Below are 23071 nucleotides of genomic sequence, written 5' to 3' on the forward strand. Positions count from 1 at the left end.
CGTGGCTCTTGGCCCAAAGTCGTAGGGCAGGGCGCTTGACAGGGGTGACCAGTCAGTCTTGTGGGGACTTTGCGAGGCGCGTATCCTCGCTGACCAGTCTGTCCAACAGTAAAAGCGGAATGCCAAAATGTCTGATCTGAAAACTGCCGCTCTCGAATATCACGCCAATCCTCGTCCGGGGAAGCTGAGTGTCGAGCTCACCAAGGCCACTGCTACCGCTCGCGACCTGTCGCTGGCCTACAGCCCGGGCGTAGCCGAACCAGTACGCGAGATCGCCCGCGATCCTGAACTGGCCTACAAGTACACCGGCAAAGGCAATCTGGTTGCAGTCATTTCCGATGGCACCGCGATTCTCGGCCTGGGTAACCTCGGCCCATTGGCTTCCAAGCCAGTGATGGAAGGTAAAGGCGTACTGTTCAAGCGCTTCGCCGGCATCGACGTTTTCGACATCGAAGTCGACTCCGAAAGCCCACAGGCCTTCATCGACACCGTCAAGCGCATCTCCATCACCTTCGGTGGCATCAACCTGGAAGACATCAAGGCACCGGAGTGCTTTGAAATCGAACGCGCTCTGATCGAGCAGTGCGATATTCCGGTATTCCACGATGACCAGCACGGCACCGCTATCGTGACCGCCGCCGGCATGATCAACGCCCTGGAAATCGCTGGCAAAACCCTGCCGCAAGCCAAGATCGTCTGCCTGGGTGCCGGCGCTGCCGCTATCTCCTGCATGAAGTTGCTGGTGAGCATGGGTGCCAACATCGAAAACATCTACATGGTCGACCGTACCGGTGTGATCCACTCCGGCCGTGACGACCTGAACCAGTACAAGGCGGTTTTCGCTCACGCGACCGACAAGCGCACCCTGGCTGACGCCCTGCAAGGCGCTGACGTGTTCGTAGGTCTGTCCGGCCCGAACCTGCTGAGCCCTGAAGGCCTGCTGTCCATGGCGGCCAACCCGATCGTGTTCGCGTGCTCCAACCCTGACCCGGAAATCTCCCCGGAGCTGGCACACGCGACCCGTAGCGACGTGATCATGGCCACCGGTCGTTCCGACTACCCGAACCAGGTCAACAACGTACTGGGCTTCCCGTTCATCTTCCGTGGTGCCCTGGACGTTCGCGCCAAGCGCATCAACGAAGAAATGAAAGTGGCTGCGGCCAACGCCCTGCGTGAACTGGCCAAGCTGCCAGTGCCTCAGGAAGTGTGCGACGCCTACGGCGGCATCAAGCTGGAATTCGGTCGTGAGTACATCATTCCGAAGCCAATGGATGCCCGTCTGATCACCCTGATCTCCGATGCCGTGGCCAAAGCCGCCATCGAGACCGGTGTGGCGACCCTGCCGTATCCGAAGAACTACCCGCTGAAAAGCGTGGATGACGTGTTCAACGGCTAAGCTGTTGTAGCGCTTCAACCAAAAGCCCTGGCTCGTGAGAGTCGGGGCTTTTTTTGTCTGTTTCTTTTGTGGTGTTCGCACTGGCCCTTTCGCGGGCAAGTCGGATCGCCGCACCGCGGCTCCCGCAGTTCGGTGGTGTATACAGATTTTGTGTTCGGCGCGGACACTGTGGGAGCGGGCTTGCCCGGGATAGGGTCAGACCACTCACTACAAAACCTTCAGGCAATAAAAAGCCCCGCACTTCACACGAAGGCGGGGCTTTTCAGTGGGTCAGGATCAGAACAAATCGATCGGCGCCTGTTCATCCGCCGGTAGCGGGCTACCCGGTGCCGTGCCACTGCCGATCTCGTTGACCGACGGTGGCGTATCTTCGGCCTTGAACAGCTCGAAGTAGGCACCTGGCGTGCCCGGGGTGGCCGCGCGCCCGCTGACCGGGTCGACTCGCAGGCTGAGAATGCCTTCCGGCTCAGGCTGCGTATGCGGCGGTTTGCCTTTGAGCGCGGGGCCCATGTAGTTCATCCAGATCGGCAGCGCGACGGTGCCGCCGAATTCCTTGCGACCCAGACTTTCCGGTTGATCGAAGCCGGTCCACACGGTCGTTACGTAATCGGCGTTGTAGCCGGAGAACCAGGCGTCCTTGGATTCGTTGGTCGTACCGGTCTTGCCGGCAATGTCGGGGCGGCCCAAGGCCAGTGCGCGACGTCCGGTGCCGAGCTTGATCACGTCCTCGAGCATGCTGTTGAGGATGTAGGTGGTGCGTCCGTCAATGATGCGTTCAGCCACGGCGGGTGCCTGTGGCGTCGGCGTAGTGCTTGGGACTTCGCCCGGCGTTACGTTGACCGTGAACGCTTGAGGGGCTGGTGCGGCAATGCCATCGCTGGCAGCGCCGCCCTGAGGCACGCTCGGCGGGTTGGCGACGAACAGTGTGTCGCCGTTTCGGCTTTCGATCTTGTCGATGATGTATGGGGTGATCTTGTAGCCGCCGTTGGCGAAGGCGCTCCAGCCAGTGGCGATTTCCATGGGCGTCAGGGTTGCGGTGCCCAGCGCCAGGGACAGGTTGGGTGGCAGGTCCTGTTTGTTGAAGCCGAAGCGAGTGATGTAGTCGATGGTCTTGCCTACGCCCATCGCTTGCAGCAAGCGGATCGACACCAGGTTGCGCGACTTGTACAGCGCTTCACGCAGGCGAATCGGGCCGAGGAAGGTGTTGGTGTCGTTCTTCGGACGCCAGACCTTGTCCAGGTACTCGTCGACGAACACGATCGGTGCGTCGTTTACCAGGCTGGAGGCGGTGTAGCCGTTATCCAGTGCGGCGCTGTAGACGAACGGTTTGAAGCTCGAGCCCGGCTGGCGCTTGGCCTGCAATGCGCGGTTGTAGTTGCTCTGCTCGAAAGCGAAACCGCCGACCAGCGAACGAACGGCACCGTTCTGTGGGTCCAGGGACACCAGCGCGCCCTGGGCCTGTGGGATCTGGCTGAACTTCAGCGAATTGTCCGGCTGACGCTGCACGCGAATCAGATCGCCGACCTGGGCCACGTCCGACGGTTGTTTCGGGTTGGCGCCCATGCTGTTGGTATTCAGGAACGGCCGGGCCCATTTCATGGTGTCCCAGTTCACGTGTTCCTGGCCGGTACGGGTCAGCACTTGCAGGCCGTTCTTGTCGACCTGGGTCACGATGGCCGGTTCCAGGTTGCTGATGGTGCGTTGTTTGGTCAGCTCGGTTGCCCAGGCTTCGCGAGTCTTGCCCGGCAGCCGTGACTCGGGTCCGCGATAGCCGTGGCGCTGGTCGTAGGTCATCAGGCCTTCGTGGACCGCAGTGTTGGCCAGTTCCTGGAGGTCGCTCGGCACCGTGGTGGTGACGCGGAAGCCTTCGGTGTACGCATCGCTGCCATAGCGTCCGACCATCTCGGCGCGGGCCATTTCGGCGATGTACGGGGCGTTCACTTCCGGAGTCGGTACGTGATAGCTGGCGTTCAGCGGCTCGTTGACCGCAGCGGTGTAGTCGGCCTCGCTGATTTTTCCGAGCTTGTACATGCGCCCCAGGATCCAGTCGCGACGCTCCTTGCTGCGCGCCGGGTTGGCCAGCGGGTTGAAGCGCGACGGCGCCTTGGGCAGGCCGGCAATCATCGCCATCTGCGCCAGGCTGACGTCGCGGATCGATTTGCCGTAATAGACCTGCGCCGCCGCCTCAATGCCGTAAGCACGGTTACCCAGATAGATCTTGTTGACGTACAACTCGAGGATCTCGTCCTTGGTCAGCTGTCGTTCGATCTGCAGGGCCAGCAGGATCTCGGTGGTCTTGCGCGAAAAGCTGCGTTCGCTGGTCAGGAAGAAGTTCTTCGCCACCTGCATGGTGATCGTGCTGCCGCCGGACTGGATGTGTCCGCTTTTGACCAGCTGGGTCGCGGCACGCATCAGGCTGCTCGGATCGACGCCGTAGTGGTTGGCGAAATTGTCGTCTTCAGCACTTAGTAACGCATTGATGAAATTGGGGGGAATGTCGGCGAAACGGATCGGTGTGCGACGCATTTCGCCAAACTCTGCGATCAACTTGTTATCGCTGCTGTAGACCCGCAAAGGAATCTGCAACTGGATGCTTCTCAGCGCCTCCACGGACGGTAGCCCGGGGCTAAGGTAAAGGTACGCCCCGCTCAGACCCAGAAGGAGTCCGCAGAAAACCGCGACGATGGACCAACCGAAAAACTTCAGCAGACGAATCAAGGCTTTTGGATATCCAGGGCAAAAATGAATTGGGCAACAGGGTTCAGGCTAAATGAGAACGACCCGCTCTTGAGCAAATGCGGAAAAAAACGCTCGGCATTATAAGCATTTTTCTGATCGGGAGCGTGGTTGGCGCTGCTGTCAAGACGGGCGGATTGAACGCAATGGACATTGCAGAGTCCGTAACTCACGGAAAGTCATAGGGAATTGGTAGTGCCAGGACTCTTCAACAAAAAATCCAGTACGCTTCTGGGAATCGATATCAGCTCCACCTCGGTGAAGCTTCTGGAGTTGAGCCGTCAGGGCGAGCGCTACCGGGTCGAAGCCTATGCGGTCGAGCCGTTGCCGGTCGGCGCGGTGATCGAAAAGAATATCGCCGAGCTCGAAGGCGTGGGGCTGGCCCTCACTCGCGCGCTGGCCAGGGCCAGAACCAACCTCAAGAACGTGGCCGTGGCCGTGGCAGGCTCGGCGGTGATCACCAAGACCATCGAGATGGATGCCGGGCTTTCCGAAGACGAGGTGGAAAGCCAGCTTAAGATCGAGGCCGATCAGTACATTCCTTATCCCCTGGATGAAGTCGCGATCGACTTTGAAGTCCAGGGCGCCTCCGTGCGCAATCCGGAGCGCGTCAACGTGCTGCTCGCTGCTTGCCGCAAGGAAAACGTCGAAGTCCGCGAGGCGGCCCTGACGCTGGCGGGGCTGACCGCCCGCGTGGTCGATGTCGAGGTCTACGCGCTGGAACGCTCGTTCGGGTTGCTGGCCAGTCGGCTCGCGGTCTCCGGGGAACGTTTGACGGTCGCAGTGGTGGATATCGGCGCCACCATGACCACCCTGAGCGTGCTGCACGACGGGCGGATTATCTACACCCGTGAACAACTGTTCGGCGGTCGGCAGTTGGTCGAGGAAATCCAGCGTCGTTATGGCCTGACGCTGGAGCAGGCGGGTCTGGCGCAAAAGAAGGGCGGCCTTCCGGATGACTATGCCGGTGAGGTTTTGCAGCCGTTTCGAGAGGCGCTGGTGCAGCAGGTGTCGCGCTCGTTGCAGTTCTTTTTTGCCTCCGGCCAGTACAGCACCGTCGACCATATCCTGCTGGCCGGCGGTACCGCGTCGGTCCCGGGGCTGGACCGTTTGGTCGAGCAGCAATTGGGCACGCCGACCCAGGTCGCGAATCCTTTTTCCGAAATGATTCTGGGCAGCAAGGTCAATGGTGTTGCCCTGGCGAGTGATGCCCCGGCGTTGATGATCGCCTGTGGTCTTGCCCTCAGGAGCTTTGACTGATGGCGCGGATCAACCTTCTGCCTTGGCGCGAGGAGCGGCGCGAAGCGCGCCGCAAGCGCTTCCTGCTGGTCCTGGTGGCCGTGATGGTGGGCACGATGGGCGCGGTACTGGTCGCCAACCAGGTCATCAGCGGCGCCATCGACCGGCAAATCGCCCGTAACGATTACATCGGCAAGCAAATCGTCGTGGTTGATGAGCGGATCGCACAGATCAATGATCTCAAGGCGCGCCGTCAGCAACTGATCGAGCGCATGCGCATCATCCGGGACCTGCAAGGCAATCGCCAAATCAGCGGGCGAATGTTTGACCAACTGGCGCGAGCCCTGCCCGACGGCGTGTATTTCACCGAAGTGAAAATGACCGGAAAGACCTTGTCCATCACCGGTGCTGCGCAATCCAACAGCCGTGTTTCAGACTTGATGCGCAACCTCGAGGCATCAGACTGGTTCGATGCGCCGAACCTGACTGAAGTCAAGGCTGCGGCTACCGGTCAGGTGGAGCCGGCCAGCGTCTTCCGGTTGACCGTTCGCCAGACTCGACCCGCAGCACCGGAGGAGGGCAAATGAGTCCGTCCGAATGGTTCGAAGGGCTGCGCCGGATCGACATCAATGATCTGGATAGCGGCAACATGGGTTCCTGGCCGCCGGCGATCAAGTTTCTGGTGGCTGGTTTGCTCATGCTGCTGGTGCTGGCCCTGGGCTACAACTTTTCCACTCGCGACCTTGAGAGCCAACTCGATCTCAGGCGCGAGGAAGAGTCGACACTCAAGGAGCAGTTCGCTGGCAAAGCCCGCATGGCGGCGAATCTGGGCCTCTACACCCAACAGTTGAAGGAGATGGAGAACTCCTTCGGCGTTCTGTTGCGGCAACTTCCCAGTGACACTGAAGTGCCCGGCTTGCTGGAAGACATCACTCGTACCGGTCTGGGCAGTGGCCTGGAGTTCGAAGAGATCAAACTGCTGCCGGAGGTCGCCCAGCCGTTCTACATCGAACTGCCGATCCAGCTCACCGTCACCGGGGATTACCACGCCTTGGCCACCTTTGTCAGTGGTGTGGCCGGGTTGCCGAGAATCGTCACCCTGCACGATTTCGACCTTGCTCCCGTCAGCCCTCAGGGTGGTCTGAAACTGCGCTTGAGCATTCTCGCCAGGACCTACCGCTATAACGACAAGGGGCAGCATCAATGAGGCTGACGCGATGTTTTTCTGTGGCGGTGTTGCTGTCTGCTCTGGCCGGTTGTGACGCAGGCGATGACTACAGCGATCTGGACGCGTACATGAACGAAATGCGCCCGCGTGGGCCGGGCCAGATTGAACCAATGCCGGTATTCCGGTCTTACCCGACATTCACCTACAACGCGGCAAATCTGCGCAGCCCGTTTTCACCGCAAGGCAATACCGATCTGGCGGCTCGGCGGCGGGGTTCACGTAACGTCAAACCCGACCCTGATCGGGTCAAGCAATACCTCGAAGGTTTCAACATCGAGCAGTTTGAAATGGTCGGCACTCTTTCCAATGCAACGGGCTCCTATGCCCTGCTGCGTGGGGCGGGTGGGGTGCACCGGCTGAAAGTCGGCGATTACCTGGGGCGTAACGACGGACGGATCGTTGCGATCAGCGGCTCGAAAGTCGATGTGGTTGAAATTGTCCCTGATGGTCAGGGCGCGTGGCTGGAGCGCCCCCGGACCATCCCTTTGAAAGAGCACTCATAGTGGAACTCGAATAATGAACAGGATTTTCGCAACCTTCGGCCTTTCGCTATGGATAGCGTTGCTGTCGCCGATGGTACAAGCGGCCAATCTCAAGGCGCTGGATGTCGCTGCGCTACCGGGAGACCGCGTCGAGTTGAAGTTGTCGTTCGATGAGCCGCCCCCGGTGCCCCACGGCTACACGACGGAGTCACCGGCCCGGATTGCACTGGATTTGCCGGGTGTCGCCAGTCAGTTGGCCAGCAAGACTCGCGGTCTCGGCAGTGGAAATGCCCGTAGTGCAACGGTGGTGGAGGCCGGAGACCGTACGCGATTGATCATCAACCTGGCCCGGCCGGCCCCGTACGACTCGCGAATTGAAGGTAACAATTTGCTGGTGGTTGTCGGGCAGGGGGTCAAGTCGTCGACATCCAGGCCGGCGGCCACGGCAATGCAGGTAGCGGCACGAGCCGCTGTAACGGCAGGCAAGGCCATTCGGGGCGTGGATTTTCAGCGAGGCACACAGGGCGAGGGCAATGTGGTGATCGACTTGTCGGATCCATCGATTGCGCCCGACATACAAGAGCGCGAGGGCAAGATCATCGTCGGGTTTGCCAAAACCCGATTGCCCGAGCCGTTGCGCGTGCGCCTGGATGTGAAGGATTTCGCCACGCCAGTGCAGTTCGTCAATGCCAGCACGAGCGGCGATCGAGCCATCATCAGCATTGAGCCTGGTGGCACGTTCGATTACTCGACCTATCAGACCGACAGCAAGCTTACGGTCAGCGTTCGCCCGGCAACGGTCGACGACCTGCAAAAGCGCAATGCCGGGCAGCATGCCTACAGCGGCGAGAAGCTTTCGCTGAACTTCCAGGACATCGATGTGCGTTCGGTGCTGCAACTGATCGCCGATTTCACCAACCTCAATCTGGTGGCCAGCGACACCGTGCAGGGTGGCATCACGTTGCGCTTGCACAACGTGCCTTGGGATCAGGCGCTGGATCTGGTGCTGAAAACCAAGGGGCTGGATAAGCGCAAGGTCGGCAATGTCCTGCTTGTTGCGCCGGCCGATGAAATTGCTGCCCGTGAGCGTCAGGAGCTGGAATCACAGAAGCAGATTGCCGATCTGGCGCCGTTGCGTCGGGAACTGTTGCAGGTGAATTACGCCAAGGCGGCGGACATCGCCAAACTCTTCCAGTCGGTGACCAGTGCCGAAGCGAAATCCGACGAACGGGGGTCGATCACCGTCGATGAGCGCACCAACAACATCATTGCCTACCAGACCCAGGACCGGCTTGATGAGCTGCGCAGGATCGTCACGCAGCTGGATATCCCTGTGCGCCAGGTCATGATCGAGGCGCGGATCGTCGAAGCCAACGTCGACTATGACAAAAGCCTCGGGGTGCGCTGGGGTGGTTCGATACAGAACAGGGGCAACTGGAACACCTCCGGCGTCAGCAACGGGGTCAATGGGTCATCGACCATCGGCACACCCGGCAGTACCAGTACCAATTCACCGTTCGTCGACATGGGCGCGGTCAATAACACCTCGGGAATTGGCATCGCGTTCATCACCGATAACGTCTTGCTGGACCTGGAGCTGACGGCGATGGAAAAAACCGGCAACGGGGAAATCGTCTCGCAACCCAAGGTGGTCACGTCCGACAAGGAGACCGCCAAAATCCTCAAGGGCACCGAGATTCCCTATCAGGAAGCCAGTTCCAGTGGCGCGACTTCGGTGTCGTTCAAGGAGGCTTCGCTGTCGCTGGAAGTGACGCCGCAGATCACGCCCGATAACCGGATCATCATGGAGGTCAAGGTGACCAAGGACGAACCGGACTTCCTGAACAAGGTGCAGGATGTGCCGCCCATCAAGAAAAACGAAGTCAACGCCAAGGTTCTGGTCAACGATGGCGAGACCATCGTCATTGGCGGCGTTTTCTCAAATACTCAGAGCAAGGTCGTAGATAAGGTGCCATTTCTTGGCGATGTGCCGTATCTTGGCCGCCTTTTCCGGCGTGATGTGGTTTCGGAGAAAAAATCCGAGCTGTTGGTATTCCTCACTCCGCGTATCATGAATAATCAGGCGATTGCTGTGAGTCATTGATTCTGTGCGAAATTTGATTCTTGTTGGACCGATGGGTGCTGGAAAAAGCACCATCGGCCGGTTGCTGGCCAAAGAGCTGCGCCTGCCATTCAAAGATTCCGATAAGGAAATTGAATTGCGCACGGGCGCCAATATCCCTTGGATCTTCGATAAAGAAGGCGAACCGGGCTTTCGTGATCGCGAGCAGGCAATGATTGCCGAGCTGTGCGATTACGACGGTGTGGTGCTGGCGACAGGTGGGGGCGCGGTCATGCGCGAAGCCAATCGTCGGGCGCTGCGTGCCGGTGGGCGGGTGGTTTATCTGCATGCCTCGGTCGAGCAGCAGGTCGGCCGCACGGCCCGCGACCGCAATCGGCCATTGTTGCGTACTGCCGATCCGGCCAAGACCCTTCGGGATCTGTTGGCGATCCGCGATCCGCTTTATCGGGAAATTGCCGACCTGGTGGTCGAAACCGATGAGCGGCCGCCACGAATGGTCGTACTCGACATTCTAGAGCGCCTGCAGCAGTTGCCACCCCGTTAAAGCGCCGCGCGAAATGCGCTATCCTCGGCGTTCCGCCATGACCGCTCACGGTTGTGGCGGATGGCTACCGAACGGCGTCACACCAGCAGAGGCCGTGGATATTCGTTAACTCAGGGCAGGATGCCTGATTCATCTTCACTGTGGGGACACATGCAGACACTCAAGGTCGATCTAGGCGAGCGCAGCTACCCGATTCATATTGGCGAAGGTTTGTTGGATCAGCCTGAGCTACTGGCCCCGCATATTCGCGGACGGCAAGTAGCTATCATCTCCAACGAGACTGTTGCGCCGCTCTATCTCGAGCGTCTGACCCGCAGCCTGGCACAGTTCTCGGTGATTTCCGTGGTGTTGCCCGACGGCGAAGCCTTCAAGACCTGGGAAACCCTTCAACTGATTTTCGACGGCCTGCTGACCGCCCGGCATGATCGCCGCACTACGGTGATCGCCCTCGGCGGTGGCGTGATCGGTGACATGGCCGGCTTTGCCGCCGCCTGCTACCAGCGTGGCGTCGATTTCATCCAGGTTCCGACTACACTGCTGTCGCAAGTAGACTCTTCGGTGGGCGGCAAGACCGGGATCAACCATCCGCTGGGCAAGAACATGGTCGGCGCCTTCTATCAGCCGAACGTGGTGCTGATCGATACCACCAGCCTCAATACCTTGCCGGCGCGTGAGCTGTCCGCCGGACTGGCCGAAGTCATCAAGTACGGGCTGATCTGTGATGAGCCGTTCCTGACCTGGCTCGAAGACAACGTCGACCGTCTGCGCAACCTGGATCAGCAAGCCTTGACCTATGCCATCGAGCGCTCCTGCGCGGCCAAGGCGGCGGTAGTCGGTGCCGATGAGAAAGAGACGGGCGTGCGTGCCACGCTGAACTTGGGCCACACATTTGGCCACGCCATCGAAACCCACATGGGCTATGGTGTGTGGCTTCATGGTGAGGCTGTGGCTGCTGGCACCGTAATGGCGCTGGAAATGTCCACGCGACTGGGCTGGATCAGCGAGCAGGAGCGCGATCGCGGTATTCGTCTGTTCCAGCGTGCGGGGTTGCCGGTCGTTCCGCCAGAAGAAATGACAGAAGCCGATTTCCTCGAACACATGTCCATTGATAAAAAAGTGATCGACGGTCGTTTGCGCCTGGTGCTGCTGCGCCACATGGGTGAAGCGGTGGTGACCGACGATTATCCGAAAGAGGTTCTACAGGCCACGCTGGGGGCAGACTACCGCGCCCTGGCTCAGCTTAAAGGTTAATAAGAACGCGATGACTAGTTTGCATGCCGACGAGGCTTTCCTCGGCCATTACCAGTTGAGTCATGACCCTTTTGCTCCACGGGTGCCTGGCTTCAAATTTTTCCCGGCCCAGCGCAAGCCCGTGCTGGGGCAACTGCATCACCTGGCCCGTTACAGCCAGTTGCTGCTGGTGGTCACCGGCCCCGAAGGCAGTGGCAAGACCCTGTTGCGTCAGGCCCTGGTCGCCAGCACCAACAAGCAATCGGTACAGAGTGTGGTGGTTTCGGCCCGCGGCGCCGGCGATGCGGCCGGGGTGTTGCGCCAGGTGGCCCAGGCGCTGAACGTCGGCCAGGCTGATGTCGACGCCATTCTGGCGCAAGTGGTGCAGCTTGCACTGACCGGGCAAGAGGTCTACTTGCTGGTCGATGACGCCGAACAGCTCGACGAGTCCGCCCATGAGGCTCTGATGATCCTGGCTGCCGGCGCGCCTGAAGGCCGTCCGCATGTGTTCCTGTTCGGTGAATCCTCGATGATTGCTCAGCTTGAGGCTTTGCATCTCGAGGAAGAGCGTTTCCATGTCATCGAACTGCAACCCTACACCGAGGAAGAAACCCGCGAATATCTGGAGCAGCGGCTTGAAGGCGCCGGTCGCGGTATAGAACTTTTCACCGCAGATCAGATCTCTGATATTCACGAAAGCTCCGAAGGTTGGCCTGGCAGCATCAATCAGGTGGCCCGCGATGCAATGATCGAAGCCATGATCGCCAGCCGCACAGCGGTCAAGCGTCCAAAAATGGGGTTCAATATGCCGAAGAAACACGTATTGGCGATTTCCGCTGTTGTCGTGGTCGCGGTAGCTGCCGCCTGGTTGATGCCGGGTCGCAACAAGGCACCGACCACGGGTGCACCGGCCAACGAGCAGGCGCAACTGCCGCTCGGTCAAGGGCAGCCGGCAGCGAATGGCGGTGCTCCGGCCGTCGAATTCGCCGGCAACACGCAACCGATGCCGTTGCCGTTGGTCGGTAACTCGCAACCTGTCATGCGTGGCCCACTGGCTGAAGCCGCTGGCGGCATCACCGAGGGTGACGATGGTGTGCCGGTCGAAGGTTCCAGCGCTACGCCGCCGACCGTCACCACCACGGCTCCACCTGTGGGCGTTCCTGCCGGCCCTGCGCCGACGCCAGCCGCCAAGCCAACCCCTGCGCCGACTCAGGTCGCCACTGCCAAGCCAGCGCCTGTTCCAGCGCCTGCTCCAGTGGCTAAACCTGCACCAGCGCCGGCCAAGCCAGTCGTTGCTGCCAAGCCTGCCGAGAAACCGGCTCCGGTGGCCAAGGCTGCTGGCGGCACCTGGTACGCAGGTCAGGCGCCGAACAGCTACGTGGTGCAGATCCTTGGCACCAGCTCTGAAGCGACCGCACAAAACTTCGTCAAGGAGCAGGGTGGCGAGTACCGTTATTTCAAGAAAGTCCTCAATGGCAAGCCGCTTTACGTGATCACCTACGGCAACTTCGCCAATCGTGATGCAGCCGTTTCCGCCATCAAGGCCTTGCCAGCGAAGGTTCAGGCTGGTAAACCTTGGCCTCGCACTGTCGCCAGCGTCCAACAGGAACTGGCAACAACTCGCTGAAGATTCGGCGGCCTTACCCAGGCCGCCTCTCCAAGCACCTCAAAATTTCTACAAGTGCGCGCAGCCCTCCGGGCTGCGTGCCTTGTGGTGTCTGCGTCACAGTAGTCTTTGAGTCGTTGCGGTCAAAATTAAAAAAAGTTTTGACTAGCACAGCAGATCGCTTTAAACCTTTCACAAATGCGACATGAATTTGCGACATTTCGTCGTCAAATTTGTGAGGCCAAGTGTCGGTGTGTACAATGACCTCCCTTTTGCCCCCGCAAAGCTGGCGTACGTTCGGCGCGAATGGCAAGTGGTTGAATTGAAAAGAAATTTGCCTCGATCAGAGGCAGCCTGGTGAGAAAGTGTCTATGAAAGCAGGTCTGTACCAACCAGATGAATTCAAGGATAACTGCGGTTTCGGCCTGATAGCCCATATGCAGGGCGAGCCCAGTCATACCCTTTTGCAAACGGCCATTGAGGCCCTGACCTGCATGACCCACCGCGGTGGGATTAATGCAGACGGCAAGACCGGTGACGGTTGCGGTCTGCTGATTCAAAAACCGGACATGTTCCTGCGAGCCATTGCCCAGGAAACCTTCGGCGTAGAGCTGCCCAAGCAATACGCGGTGGGCATGGTCTTCTTCAACCAGGACCCGGTCAAAGCCGAAGCCGCTCGCGAGAACATGAACCGCGAGATCCTGGCCGCCGGCCTGCAACTGGTCGGCTGGCGTAAAGTGCCGATCGACACCAGCGTCCTCGGCCGCCTGGCCCTTGAACGCCTGCCACAAATCGAGCAAGTGTTCATCGGCGGTGAAGGCCTGAGCGATCAGGACATGGCCGTCAAGCTGTTCACCTCCCGTCGTCGCTCGTCTGTGGCCAACGCCGCCGACGTCGATCACTACGTGTGCAGCTTTTCGCACAAGACCATCATTTACAAAGGCCTGATGATGCCGGCGGATTTGACCGCCTTCTATCCAGACCTGAGCGATGAGCGCCTGCAAACTTCGATTTGCGTGTTCCACCAGCGCTTCTCCACCAACACCCTGCCGAAATGGCCGCTGGCCCAACCGTTCCGCTTCCTGGCGCACAACGGCGAGATCAACACCATCACCGGCAACCGCAACTGGGCCGTAGCCCGTCGCACCAAGTTCACCAACGACTTGATGGACCTGGAAGAACTCGGCCCACTGGTCAACCGTGTTGGTTCCGACTCTTCGAGCATGGACAACATGCTTGAGCTGATGGTCACCGGTGGCATCGACCTGTTCCGTGGCGTGCGGATGATCATTCCGCCAGCGTGGCAGAACGTCGAGACCATGGACCCGGACCTGCGTGCGTTCTACGAGTACAACTCGATGCACATGGAGCCGTGGGACGGCCCGGCCGGCGTGGTCATGACCGACGGTCGCTACGCGGTGTGCCTGCTCGACCGTAACGGTCTGCGTCCGGCGCGTTGGGTCACCACCAAGAATGGCTTCATCACCCTGGCCTCGGAAATCGGTGTCTGGAACTACCAGTCTGAAGACGTGATCGCCAAGGGCCGCGTTGGTCCGGGCCAGATCTTTGCCGTGGACACCGAAACCGGGCAGATCCTCGACACCGACGCCATCGACAACCGCCTGAAGTCCCGTCATCCGTACAAGCAATGGCTGCGCAAGAATGCCCTGCGCATCCAGGCGACCATGGAAGACAACGACCACGGTTCGGCGTTCTACGATGTCGATCAGCTCAAGCAATACATGAAGATGTACCAGGTCACGTTCGAAGAGCGCGATCAGGTACTGCGTCCGCTTGGCGAGCAAGGCTACGAAGCTGTGGGCTCGATGGGCGACGATACGCCGATGGCCGTGCTGTCCCAGCGCGTGCGCACGCCGTACGACTATTTCCGCCAGCAGTTCGCGCAGGTCACCAACCCGCCGATCGACCCGCTGCGCGAAGCCATCGTCATGTCGCTGGAAATCTGCCTCGGTGCCGAGCGCAACATCTTCCAGGAGTCGCCGGAACACGCTTCACGCGTGATCCTCAGCTCGCCGGTCATTTCCCCGGCCAAGTGGCGTTCGCTGATGAACCTCGACCGTCCGGGCTTCGAGCGCGCGATCATCGACCTCAACTACGACGAAAGCGTCGGCCTCGAAGCGGCAATCCGCAACGTTGCCGATCAGGCTGAAGAAGCCGTGCGCTCAGGTCGTACCCAGGTAGTGCTGAGTGACCGCCACATCGCCCCGGGCAAGTTGCCGATCCACGCCTCTCTGGCGACCGGTGCGGTGCACCACCGCCTGACTGAAAAAGGCCTGCGTTGCGACTCCAACATCCTGGTGGAAACCGCAACCGCGCGCGATCCGCATCACTTCGCCGTGTTGATCGGGTTCGGCGCCTCTGCCGTTTATCCGTTCTTGGCTTATGAAGTGCTGGGCGACCTGATCCGTACCGGTGAAGTGCTGGGCGACCTCTATGAGGTGTTCAAGAACTACCGTAAAGGCATCACCAAGGGCCTGCTCAAGATCCTGTCGAAGATGGGTATCTCGACCATTACTTCGTACCGTGGTGCGCAGTTGTTCGAGGCCATCGGCCTGTCCGAGGAAGTCTGCAACCTGAGCTTCAAGGGCGTTCCGAGTCGTATCAAGGGCGCGCGTTTCGTCGACATCGAAGCCGAGCAGAAAGCGCTGGCCACCGAAGCCTGGAGTCCGCGCAAGCCGATCCAGCAGGGCGGTCTGCTGAAGTTCGTCCACGGTGGCGAGTATCACGCCTACAACCCGGACGTGGTCAACACCCTGCAAGCCGCCGTGCAGCAGGGCGATTACAGCAAGTTCAAGGAATACACGTCGCTGGTGGACAACCGTCCGGTGTCGATGATCCGCGACCTGCTGAAAGTCAAAACCCTCGATACTCCATTGGATATGAGCGAAGTCGAACCGCTGGAATCGGTGCTCAAGCGCTTCGACTCCGCCGGTATTTCGCTGGGCGCCCTGTCGCCGGAAGCTCACGAAGCTCTGGCCGAAGCCATGAACCGCCTCGGTGCGCGTTCCAACTCCGGCGAAGGCGGCGAAGACCCGGCGCGCTACGGCACCATCAAGAGCTCGAAAATCAAGCAAGTGGCGACCGGTCGTTTCGGTGTAACCCCGGAATACCTGGTCAACGCTGAAGTGCTGCAGATCAAGGTCGCCCAAGGCGCCAAGCCAGGCGAGGGCGGTCAACTGCCAGGCGGCAAGGTCAACGGCCTGATCGCCAAGCTGCGTTATGCAGTGCCGGGCGTGACCCTGATTTCGCCGCCGCCGCACCACGACATCTACTCGATCGAAGACTTGTCGCAGCTGATTTTCGACCTGAAACAAGTCAACCCGCAGGCGCTGGTCTCGGTGAAACTGGTAGCGGAAGCAGGCGTCGGCACCATCGCCGCCGGTGTGGCCAAGGCCTATGCGGACCTGATCACCATCTCCGGCTACGACGGCGGTACCGGTGCATCGCCGCTGACCTCGATCAAATACGCGGGCGCTCCGTGGGAACTCGGCTTGGCTGAAACCCACCAGACCCTGCGCGGCAACGACCTGCGCGGCAAAGTCCGGGTACAGACCGACGGCGGCCTGAAAACCGGTCTCGATGTGATCAAGGCTGCGATCCTCGGCGCTGAAAGCTTCGGCTTCGGCACCGCGCCAATGATTGCCCTGGGCTGCAAATACCTGCGCATCTGCCACCTGAACAACTGCGCCACCGGCGTCGCGACCCAGAACGAGAAGCTGCGCAAGGATCACTACATCGGCACCGTCGACATGGTGGTGAACTTCTTCACCTACGTCGCTGAAGAAACCCGTGAGTGGCTGGCCAGGTTGGGCGTGCGTTCCCTCGAAGAACTGATCGGTCGTACAGATCTGCTGGAGGTCCTCGAAGGCCAGACCGCCAAGCAGCATCACCTGGACCTGACCCCGTTGCTGGGCAGCGACCACGTGCCGGCGGACAAACCGCAGTTCTGTGGCGTAGACCGCAACCCGCCGTTCGACAAGGGCCTGCTGGCCGAGAAAATGGTCGACATGGCCACCTCGGCGATCAACGACCTGAGCGGCGCAGAGTTCGCCCTGGATATCTGTAACTGCGACCGTTCCATCGGTGCGCGGATCTCCGGCGAAATCGCGCGCAAGCACGGCAACCAGGGCATGGCCAACGCGCCGATCACGTTCCGCTTCAAAGGCACGGCCGGGCAGAGCTTCGGCGTGTGGAACGCCGGCGGCCTGAACATGTACCTGGAAGGCGATGCCAACGACTACGTCGGTAAGGGCATGACCGGCGGCAAGCTGGTGATCGTTCCGCCGAAGGGCAGCGTCTACCGCACTCAGGACAGTGCCATCATCGGTAACACCTGCCTGTACGGCGCCACCGGCGGCAAGCTGTTCGCCGCCGGCACCGCGGGCGAGCGCTTCGCCGTGCGTAACTCCGGTGCCCACACCGTTGTGGAAGGCACTGGCGATCACTGCTGCGAGTACATGACCGGTGGTTTCGTCTGCGTATTGGGCAAGACCGGTTACAACTTCGGCTCTGGCATGACCGGCGGTTTCGCCTATGTGCTCGACCAGGACAACACCTTCGTTGACCGGGTCAACCACGAACTGGTGGAAATCCAGCGGATCAGCGGCGAGGCGATGGAAGCCTACCGCAGCCATTTGCAACGCGTGCTGAACGAGTACGTCGAGGAAACCGACAGCGAGTGGGGTCGTGAGCTCGCCGAAAACCTCGATGATTACGTGCGCCGTTTCTGGTTGGTCAAGCCCAAGGCTGCCTCCCTGAAGTCGTTGCTTTCCAGCACCCGTGCCAACCCGCAGTGATATGCGCCTGAAGAGTTTGATGAGGTTTTAAAATGGCTGAACGTCTGAATAATGACTTCCAGTTCATCGAGGTCGGGCGCAAGGATCCGAAGAAGAAACTGTTGCGTCAACGCAAGAAAGAGTTCGTGGAAATCTACGAACCGTTCAAACCCCAGCAGTCGGCCGACCAGGCCCACCGCTGCCTGGGTTGCGGCAACCCGTATTGCGAATGGAAGTGCCCAGTGCACAACTTCATTCCCAACTGGCTGAAACTGGTGGCCGAGGGCAACATCCTCCAGGCCGCCGAGCTGTCGCACCAGACCAACACCCTGCCGGAAGTTTGCGGCCGGGTGTGCCCGCAGGACCGTCTGTGCGAGGGTGCCTGCACTCTCAACGACGGCTTTGGCGCGGTGACCATCGGTTCGGTGGAGAAGTACATCACCGACACCGCGTTCGCCATGGGCTGGCGTCCGGACATGTCCAAGGTCAAGCCGACCGGCAAGCGTGTCGCCATCATCGGCGCCGGGCCTGCGGGCCTGGGTTGTGCCGACGTGCTGGTGCGCGGCGGCGTGACCCCGGTGGTGTTCGACAAGAACCCGGAAATCGGCGGTCTGCTGACCTTCGGCATCCCCGAGTTCAAGCTGGAAAAGACCGTGCTGAGCAATCGTCGCGAAGTCTTCAGCGGCATGGGCATCGAATTCCGCCTCAACACCGAGGTGGGCAAGGACGTGACCATGGAGCAACTGCTCGAAGAGTACGATGCCGTATTCATGGGCATGGGCACCTACACTTACATGAAGGGCGGTTTCGCCGGTGAAGACCTGCCAGGCGTGTACGACGCGCTGGACTTCCTGGTCGCCAACGTCAACCGCAACCTGGGCTTTGAAAAGTCGCCGGAAGATTTCGTCGACATGAAAGGCAAGAAGGTCGTGGTACTGGGTGGTGGCGATACGGCGATGGACTGCAACCGCACATCGATCCGCCAGGGCGCCAAGTCGGTGACCTGCGCCTATCGTCGTGACGAAGCGAACATGCCGGGCTCGCGCAAAGAGGTGAAGAACGCCAAGGAAGAAGGTGTGAAATTCCTCTACAACCGCCAGCCGATCGCCATCGTCGGTGAAGACAAGGTCGAAGGCGTGAAAGTGGTCGAGACCCGTCTCGGCGAGCCGGACGCCCGTGGCCGTCGTAGCCCCGAGCCGATCCCGGGTTCCGAAGAGATCATCCCGGCCGACGCCGTGGTCATCGCCTTCGGTTTCCGCCCGAGCCCGGCGCCGTGGTTCGAGCAATTCAGCATCCAGACCGACAGCCAGGGCCGCGTGGTGGCACCGGAACAAGGTCAGTACAAGCACCAGACCAGCAACCCGAAAATCTTCGCCGGTGGCGATATGGTTCGCGGTTCTGACCTGGTGGTGACGGCGATCTTCGAAGGCCGTAATGCGGCGGAAGGGATCCTGGATTACCTGGGCGTCTGATCACTTTCCAACAGATTGAAATGCAATACCTGTGGGAGCTGGCTTGCCAGCGATAGCATCACCTCGGTCTACCTGACAAACCGAGGTGTCTGCATCGCCGGCAAGCCAGCTCCCACAGTGTTTTGTGGTGATACGAAGACCGGTTTCCCCGCGACAAATTGACCCGATAGACAAAAGGCTGACCTGCATCCGTGCCTTTTGCGCCCGGCTCTGAGAAAATGCCCTCACTTTTTTTCCGGATGCCGACATGACTGCCTTGAAGAACGACCGTTTCCTGCGCGCCCTGCTCAAGCAACCCGTAGACGTCACCCCCGTGTGGATGATGCGTCAGGCCGGTCGCTACCTGCCTGAATATCGCGCCAGCCGCTCCAAGGCCGGCGACTTCATGAGCCTGTGCATGAACCCGGCGTTCGCTTGCGAAGTCACGCTGCAGCCGCTCGACCGCTACCCGCAACTGGACGCGGCGATCCTCTTTTCCGACATCCTGACCATCCCCGATGCCATGGGGCAGGGTCTGTACTTCGAAAGCGGCGAAGGTCCGCGTTTCAAGAAAGTCGTCAGCACCCTGGCCGACATCGAAGCCCTGCCGATTCCCGACCCGCAGAAAGACCTGGGTTACGTGATGGACGCGGTCAGCACCATTCGCCGGGAACTGAACGGCCGTGTGCCGTTGATCGGCTTCTCCGGCAGCCCGTGGACCCTGGCCACCTACATGGTTGAAGGCGGTTCGTCGAAAGACTTCCGCAAGACCAAGGCCATGCTCTACGACAACCCGCAAGCCATGCACCTGCTGCTGGACAAGCTCGCGCAATCGGTCACCAGCTACCTCAATGGCCAGATCAAGGCCGGTGCCCAAGCGGTGCAGGTCTTCGACACCTGGGGCGGCAACCTGTCCGCCGCGGCGTATCAGGAATTCTCCCTGGCCTACATGAAGAAAATCGTCAGCGGCCTGATCCGCGAGCACGAAGGTCGCAAGGTACCGGTGATCCTGTTCACCAAGAACGGCGGCCTGTGGCTGGAAAGCATCGCCGAGGCTGGCGCCGATGCCCTCGGCCTGGACTGGACTTGCGACATCGGCAACGCCCGCGCCCGTGTCGGCGACAAGGTTGCCTTGCAAGGCAACATGGACCCGACCGTGCTCTACGCCAAACCGGAAGCCATTCGCGCTGAAGTCGGGCGCATTCTGGCCAGCTACGGCAAGGGCAGCGGCCACGTGTTCAACCTCGGCCATGGCATCACGCCGGAAGTTGATCCGGAACACGCCGGTGCATTCCTGCGTGCCGTGCATGAATTGTCGGCGCAGTATCACGAGTGATCGCTGCTCCATAAAAAACGCCCGGTCTATGCCGGGCGTTTTTGTATGCGCAGATTGAAATGTGGGTGCGGGCTTGCCTATACCGTTACACCACTTAAAGGCGGCAGCTTTGCCAGTTTCAACGCAATCAACAACGCCACCACCAGCAACCCGCCAATGAACAGCCCGATGCCGTTCCAGCCACCCAGATGCCAGAACACCCCACCGGCCGTTCCAGCAATACTCGACCCGGCGTAGTAGCTGAACAGGTACAGCGACGATGCCTGCCCCTTGGCCTTGGTGGCGCGGCGGCCAATCCAGCTGCTGGCCACCGAATGGGCGCCGAAGAAGCCGAAGGTGAACACCAGCATGCCGATGATCACCAGCGGCAGCGGCGTGAACATCGTCAGGGCAAGACCGGCGATCATCAGTGCAATGGTGCTCCAGAGCATTTTGCGTCGACCGAGCTTGTCGGCCAAGGCACCGATTTTCGCTGAGCTGTAGATGCCCGACAGGTACACCACCGAGAGCATTCCGACGAAGGCCTGTTCCATGTGATACGGCTCGGCCAGCAGGCGATAGCCAATGTAGTTGAACAGTGTGACGAACGCACCCATCAGCACAAAGGCTTCAAGGAACAGCAGCGGCAGGCCGGCGTCGCGAAAGTGCATGGTGAAGCCGTCGAGCAGGCTGCGCGGGTGCAGCGAGCGGGCGCGGAAGTTGCGCGACTCGGGGAGGATTTTCCAGAACACCGCCGCCGCAATCAGGGCCAGGCCGCCGATCACCAGCATTGCCGTGTGCCAACTGACAAAGTCGATCAGCACCCCGGTAATCAGGCGCCCGCACATCCCGCCAATCGCGTTGCCGCCGATGTACAACCCCATCGCCAGACCAATGTGTTGCGGGTGAATCTCTTCGCTCAGGTAGGTCATGGCGACCGCCGCCAGGCCGCTCAAAGACAGCCCCACCAACGCCCGCATCGCCAGCACCGCGTGCCAGCTCGGCAGCATCGCACTGGCAATGGTGCACAGGGCCGCAGCGAACAGCGCGGCGACCATCACCGGCTTGCGCCCGACGCGGTCGGAGATCGGCCCGGTGATCAGCAGGCCGAAAGCGAGCATGCCGGTGGCCACGGAAAGGATCAGGCTGCTTTGCGCCGCGTTGATGGAATATTCGTAGGACAACAGCGGCATCATCGGTTGTACGCAGTAGAGCAGGGCGAAGGTCGCAAAGCCGCCGCAGAACAGTGCCAGCACCGTGCGCATGAATGCCGGCGTGCCTTTTTCGATGTAGATCTCTTTCAGTTCGACGACGGCATCGTCCAATGCGGCGGGAGGAACTTCATGGGCGAGTGGAGCGACAGCAGTTTTCACGGTGGACCTCGGAGGAGCGCAGCCGGTCAGGCAATGAAAAAAGCATATAGCTGGCTAATGATTCAATCCAATATATTGTTCGACCTGTTTGATAGCTTCTACGACTTAATGAGGTTTTCATGGAATTGCGTCATCTGCGCTACTTCATCGCCGTCGCCGAAGAACTGCACTTCGGCCGCGCCGCACAGGTGCTGGGCATCTCCCAGCCACCGCTGAGCCAGCAAATTCAGGCGCTGGAACAGGAAGTCGGCGCCCGGCTGTTCGAGCGTACCAATCGTCGGGTCGAGCTGAGCGAGGCCGGTCGGCTGTTTCTGGAGGAGGCGCGGCGGGTGCTGGCGCAGGTCGACAAAGCGGCGGATGTCGCCCGACGGGCGCAACTGGGTGAGCTGGGTGAGCTGAAAATCGGCTTCACCTCGTCGGCGCCGTTCAACTCGACCATTCCTCAAGCGATCTTCTCGTTCCGTCAGCGCTTCCCGGCGGTACACCTGAACCTGCGGGAAATGAGCAGCACCCAGGTGGCCGATGCGCTGGTGGACGAGTCGATTGAAGTCGGGATCATGCGCCCGCTCGGGCTGCCGGACTGCCTCAGCGTGGTCGAGCTGATGCGCGAACCACTGGTCGCGGTGCTCAGCTCCAAGCACCCGTTGGTAGAGGGCAGCGAGGAGGGCTTGTTTCTGTCAGCCCTGGCCCTTGAGCCCTTTGTGTTTTTTCCACGCAGTTATGGCAGTGGTCTGTATGCGCAGCTGCTCAGCCTGGCCAGGGATGCCGGCTTCAGCCCTCACTTCGCCCAAGAAGCGGGCGAGGCGATGACGATCATTGGTCTAGTGGCAGCGGGGTTGGGTGTTTCGGTGCTGCCGGCGTCTTATCAGCGGATGCGCATTGATGGTGTGGTCTATCGACCGCTGCTGGATCCGGCGGCGGTGTCGGCGGTTTGGTTGGTGCAGCGCAAGGATCAGAAGTCGGCGATGGCCAAGGCGTTTGTGGAGTTGTTGACGCGTAAGCTGACGCCCTGATACTCAACATTTTTGGATGGTGGCCTTTAGCCTTTTCCCGATCGGACGATAACCATTTCTGGATTCATCAAACTATGGAGAGACAGGATGTTCAAGCAATTAACCTTCACCGCTTTGCTGGCATTGACCGCTCTGACTGGTGGTTGTGCTTCGGTAAAAATGGCGGATGAAAGCCAGGATGCTCAGGCCAAAACATTCCAAGTGGCCCCGGATAAAGCTCACATCTACGTTTATCGCAACGAAAGCATGGGTGCTGGCGTGAAAATGCCTGTGGCGCTGAACGGCAAGCCTGTAGGAGAGACCGTCGCCAAGTCTTATCTGATGCTGTCAGTCCCGGCCGGTCAGCAGACTTTGGTGTCTTCCGCGGAAAACGATTCGGAACTGAAACTCACCGCTGAAGCCGGTAAAAACTACTTTGTCTGGCAGGAAGTAAAAATGGGTTTCATCAAGGCGCGTAACAGCCTGCAAGTCGTCGACGACAAGACCGGTCGCGCTGGCGTTACCGAAAGCAAGCTGATTCAGGCTCAGTAAGCTTCATTTCGAGCAGAACTCTCCATGCTGCCGAAAGGGGCATGTGGA

16 protein-coding genes are annotated in these 23071 nt (G+C 60.2%); 14 read left to right on the forward strand and 2 right to left on the reverse strand.

Going from position 1 to position 23071, the window contains the following annotated elements; translation table 11 throughout:
- The first annotated feature begins 127 nt into the window (after positions 1–127).
- Positions 128–1396, forward strand: coding sequence for a malic enzyme-like NAD(P)-binding protein (locus CAF65_RS16995; protein ID WP_008017023.1), 1269 nt, complete (start codon positions 128–130; stop codon positions 1394–1396).
- Positions 1397–1672: 276 nt separating this feature from the next.
- Here CAF65_RS16995 and CAF65_RS17000 read toward each other — a convergent pair whose 3' ends face one another.
- Entirely contained in the window at positions 1673–4111 is a 2439-nt protein-coding gene (locus tag CAF65_RS17000) for a penicillin-binding protein 1A (RefSeq protein ID WP_371919012.1), read from the reverse strand.
- A 216-nt stretch (positions 4112–4327) separates the two neighbouring features.
- Between CAF65_RS17000 and CAF65_RS17005 the strand changes: the two genes are divergently transcribed.
- From CAF65_RS17005 to hemE, 11 genes are all read left to right on the forward strand, one after another.
- The gene (locus CAF65_RS17005; RefSeq protein ID WP_085717318.1) at positions 4328–5392 is read left to right on the forward strand and encodes a pilus assembly protein PilM; all 1065 of its coding nucleotides are present in this window, start codon (positions 4328–4330) and stop codon (positions 5390–5392) included.
- On the forward strand, positions 5392–5958 hold the full coding sequence (locus CAF65_RS17010; protein ID WP_085717319.1) for a PilN domain-containing protein: 567 nt from the start codon (positions 5392–5394) through the stop codon (positions 5956–5958). The genes CAF65_RS17005 and CAF65_RS17010 overlap by 1 nt, the downstream gene beginning before the upstream one ends.
- Positions 5955–6578 (forward strand): type 4a pilus biogenesis protein PilO, encoded by a 624-nt coding sequence (gene pilO, locus CAF65_RS17015; protein WP_085717320.1) that lies wholly within the window; start codon positions 5955–5957, stop codon positions 6576–6578. Before CAF65_RS17010 ends, pilO begins: the two co-directional genes overlap by 4 nt.
- Positions 6575–7102: a pilus assembly protein PilP gene (locus tag CAF65_RS17020; RefSeq protein ID WP_085717321.1), complete on the forward strand. Its 528-nt coding sequence runs from the start codon at positions 6575–6577 to the stop codon at positions 7100–7102. Before pilO ends, CAF65_RS17020 begins: the two co-directional genes overlap by 4 nt.
- A gap of 13 nt (positions 7103–7115) precedes the next feature.
- Complete coding sequence (gene pilQ / locus CAF65_RS17025; RefSeq protein ID WP_085717322.1) at positions 7116–9185, forward strand: type IV pilus secretin PilQ; 2070 nt, start codon at positions 7116–7118, stop codon at positions 9183–9185.
- 4 nt (positions 9186–9189) lie between these two features.
- Positions 9190–9708, forward strand: coding sequence for a shikimate kinase AroK (aroK, locus tag CAF65_RS17030; protein WP_085717323.1), 519 nt, complete (start codon positions 9190–9192; stop codon positions 9706–9708).
- A gap of 150 nt (positions 9709–9858) precedes the next feature.
- Positions 9859–10959 carry a 3-dehydroquinate synthase gene (aroB, locus tag CAF65_RS17035; protein ID WP_085717324.1) on the forward strand — a complete coding sequence of 367 codons (1101 nt, stop codon included), beginning with the start codon at positions 9859–9861 and terminating at the stop codon, positions 10957–10959.
- A 10-nt stretch (positions 10960–10969) separates the two neighbouring features.
- The gene (locus CAF65_RS17040) at positions 10970–12565 is read left to right on the forward strand and encodes an AAA family ATPase (protein ID WP_085717325.1); all 1596 of its coding nucleotides are present in this window, start codon (positions 10970–10972) and stop codon (positions 12563–12565) included.
- 350 nt (positions 12566–12915) lie between these two features.
- A complete protein-coding gene (gene gltB, locus CAF65_RS17050) occupies positions 12916–17361 on the forward strand; it encodes a glutamate synthase large subunit (RefSeq protein WP_085717326.1) in 4446 nt (1481 codons plus the stop codon).
- A gap of 32 nt (positions 17362–17393) precedes the next feature.
- The gene (locus tag CAF65_RS17055; protein WP_085717327.1) at positions 17394–18812 is read left to right on the forward strand and encodes an FAD-dependent oxidoreductase; all 1419 of its coding nucleotides are present in this window, start codon (positions 17394–17396) and stop codon (positions 18810–18812) included.
- A gap of 247 nt (positions 18813–19059) precedes the next feature.
- Entirely contained in the window at positions 19060–20127 is a 1068-nt protein-coding gene (gene hemE, locus CAF65_RS17060; RefSeq protein ID WP_085717328.1) for a uroporphyrinogen decarboxylase, read from the forward strand.
- A 77-nt stretch (positions 20128–20204) separates the two neighbouring features.
- Here the strand turns inward: hemE and CAF65_RS17065 are convergent, their stop codons facing one another.
- Complete coding sequence (locus CAF65_RS17065) at positions 20205–21431, reverse strand: MFS transporter (RefSeq protein ID WP_371919013.1); 1227 nt, start codon at positions 21429–21431, stop codon at positions 20205–20207.
- Between the two features lie 167 nt (positions 21432–21598).
- Here CAF65_RS17065 and CAF65_RS17070 point away from each other — a divergent pair, with 167 nt between their 5' ends.
- Both CAF65_RS17070 and CAF65_RS17075 read left to right on the forward strand, forming a co-directional pair.
- Positions 21599–22492, forward strand: a complete 894-nt coding sequence (locus tag CAF65_RS17070) for a LysR family transcriptional regulator (RefSeq protein WP_085717330.1) — start codon at positions 21599–21601, stop codon at positions 22490–22492.
- A gap of 87 nt (positions 22493–22579) precedes the next feature.
- On the forward strand, positions 22580–23023 hold the full coding sequence (locus CAF65_RS17075; RefSeq protein WP_085717331.1) for a DUF2846 domain-containing protein: 444 nt from the start codon (positions 22580–22582) through the stop codon (positions 23021–23023).
- Positions 23024–23071 lie beyond the last annotated feature (48 nt).

It is taken from the genome of Pseudomonas sp. B28(2017), from assembly GCF_002113025.1.
GTDB lineage: Bacteria > Pseudomonadota > Gammaproteobacteria > Pseudomonadales > Pseudomonadaceae > Aquipseudomonas.

Coding starts and splice junctions, on each gene's coding strand:
- CAF65_RS17070 (WP_085717330.1), top strand. CDS start 21,599: ATGGAATTGCGTCATCTGCGCTACTTCATCGCCGTCGCCGAAGAACTG.
- CAF65_RS16995 (WP_008017023.1), top strand. CDS start 128: ATGTCTGATCTGAAAACTGCCGCTCTCGAATATCACGCCAATCCTCGT.
- pilQ (WP_085717322.1), top strand. CDS start 7,116: ATGAACAGGATTTTCGCAACCTTCGGCCTTTCGCTATGGATAGCGTTG.
- CAF65_RS17055 (WP_085717327.1), top strand. CDS start 17,394: ATGGCTGAACGTCTGAATAATGACTTCCAGTTCATCGAGGTCGGGCGC.
- CAF65_RS17075 (WP_085717331.1), top strand. CDS start 22,580: ATGTTCAAGCAATTAACCTTCACCGCTTTGCTGGCATTGACCGCTCTG.
- CAF65_RS17010 (WP_085717319.1), top strand. CDS start 5,392: ATGGCGCGGATCAACCTTCTGCCTTGGCGCGAGGAGCGGCGCGAAGCG.
- hemE (WP_085717328.1), top strand. CDS start 19,060: ATGACTGCCTTGAAGAACGACCGTTTCCTGCGCGCCCTGCTCAAGCAA.
- CAF65_RS17020 (WP_085717321.1), top strand. CDS start 6,575: ATGAGGCTGACGCGATGTTTTTCTGTGGCGGTGTTGCTGTCTGCTCTG.
- pilO (WP_085717320.1), top strand. CDS start 5,955: ATGAGTCCGTCCGAATGGTTCGAAGGGCTGCGCCGGATCGACATCAAT.
- gltB (WP_085717326.1), top strand. CDS start 12,916: ATGAAAGCAGGTCTGTACCAACCAGATGAATTCAAGGATAACTGCGGT.
- CAF65_RS17040 (WP_085717325.1), top strand. CDS start 10,970: ATGACTAGTTTGCATGCCGACGAGGCTTTCCTCGGCCATTACCAGTTG.
- aroB (WP_085717324.1), top strand. CDS start 9,859: ATGCAGACACTCAAGGTCGATCTAGGCGAGCGCAGCTACCCGATTCAT.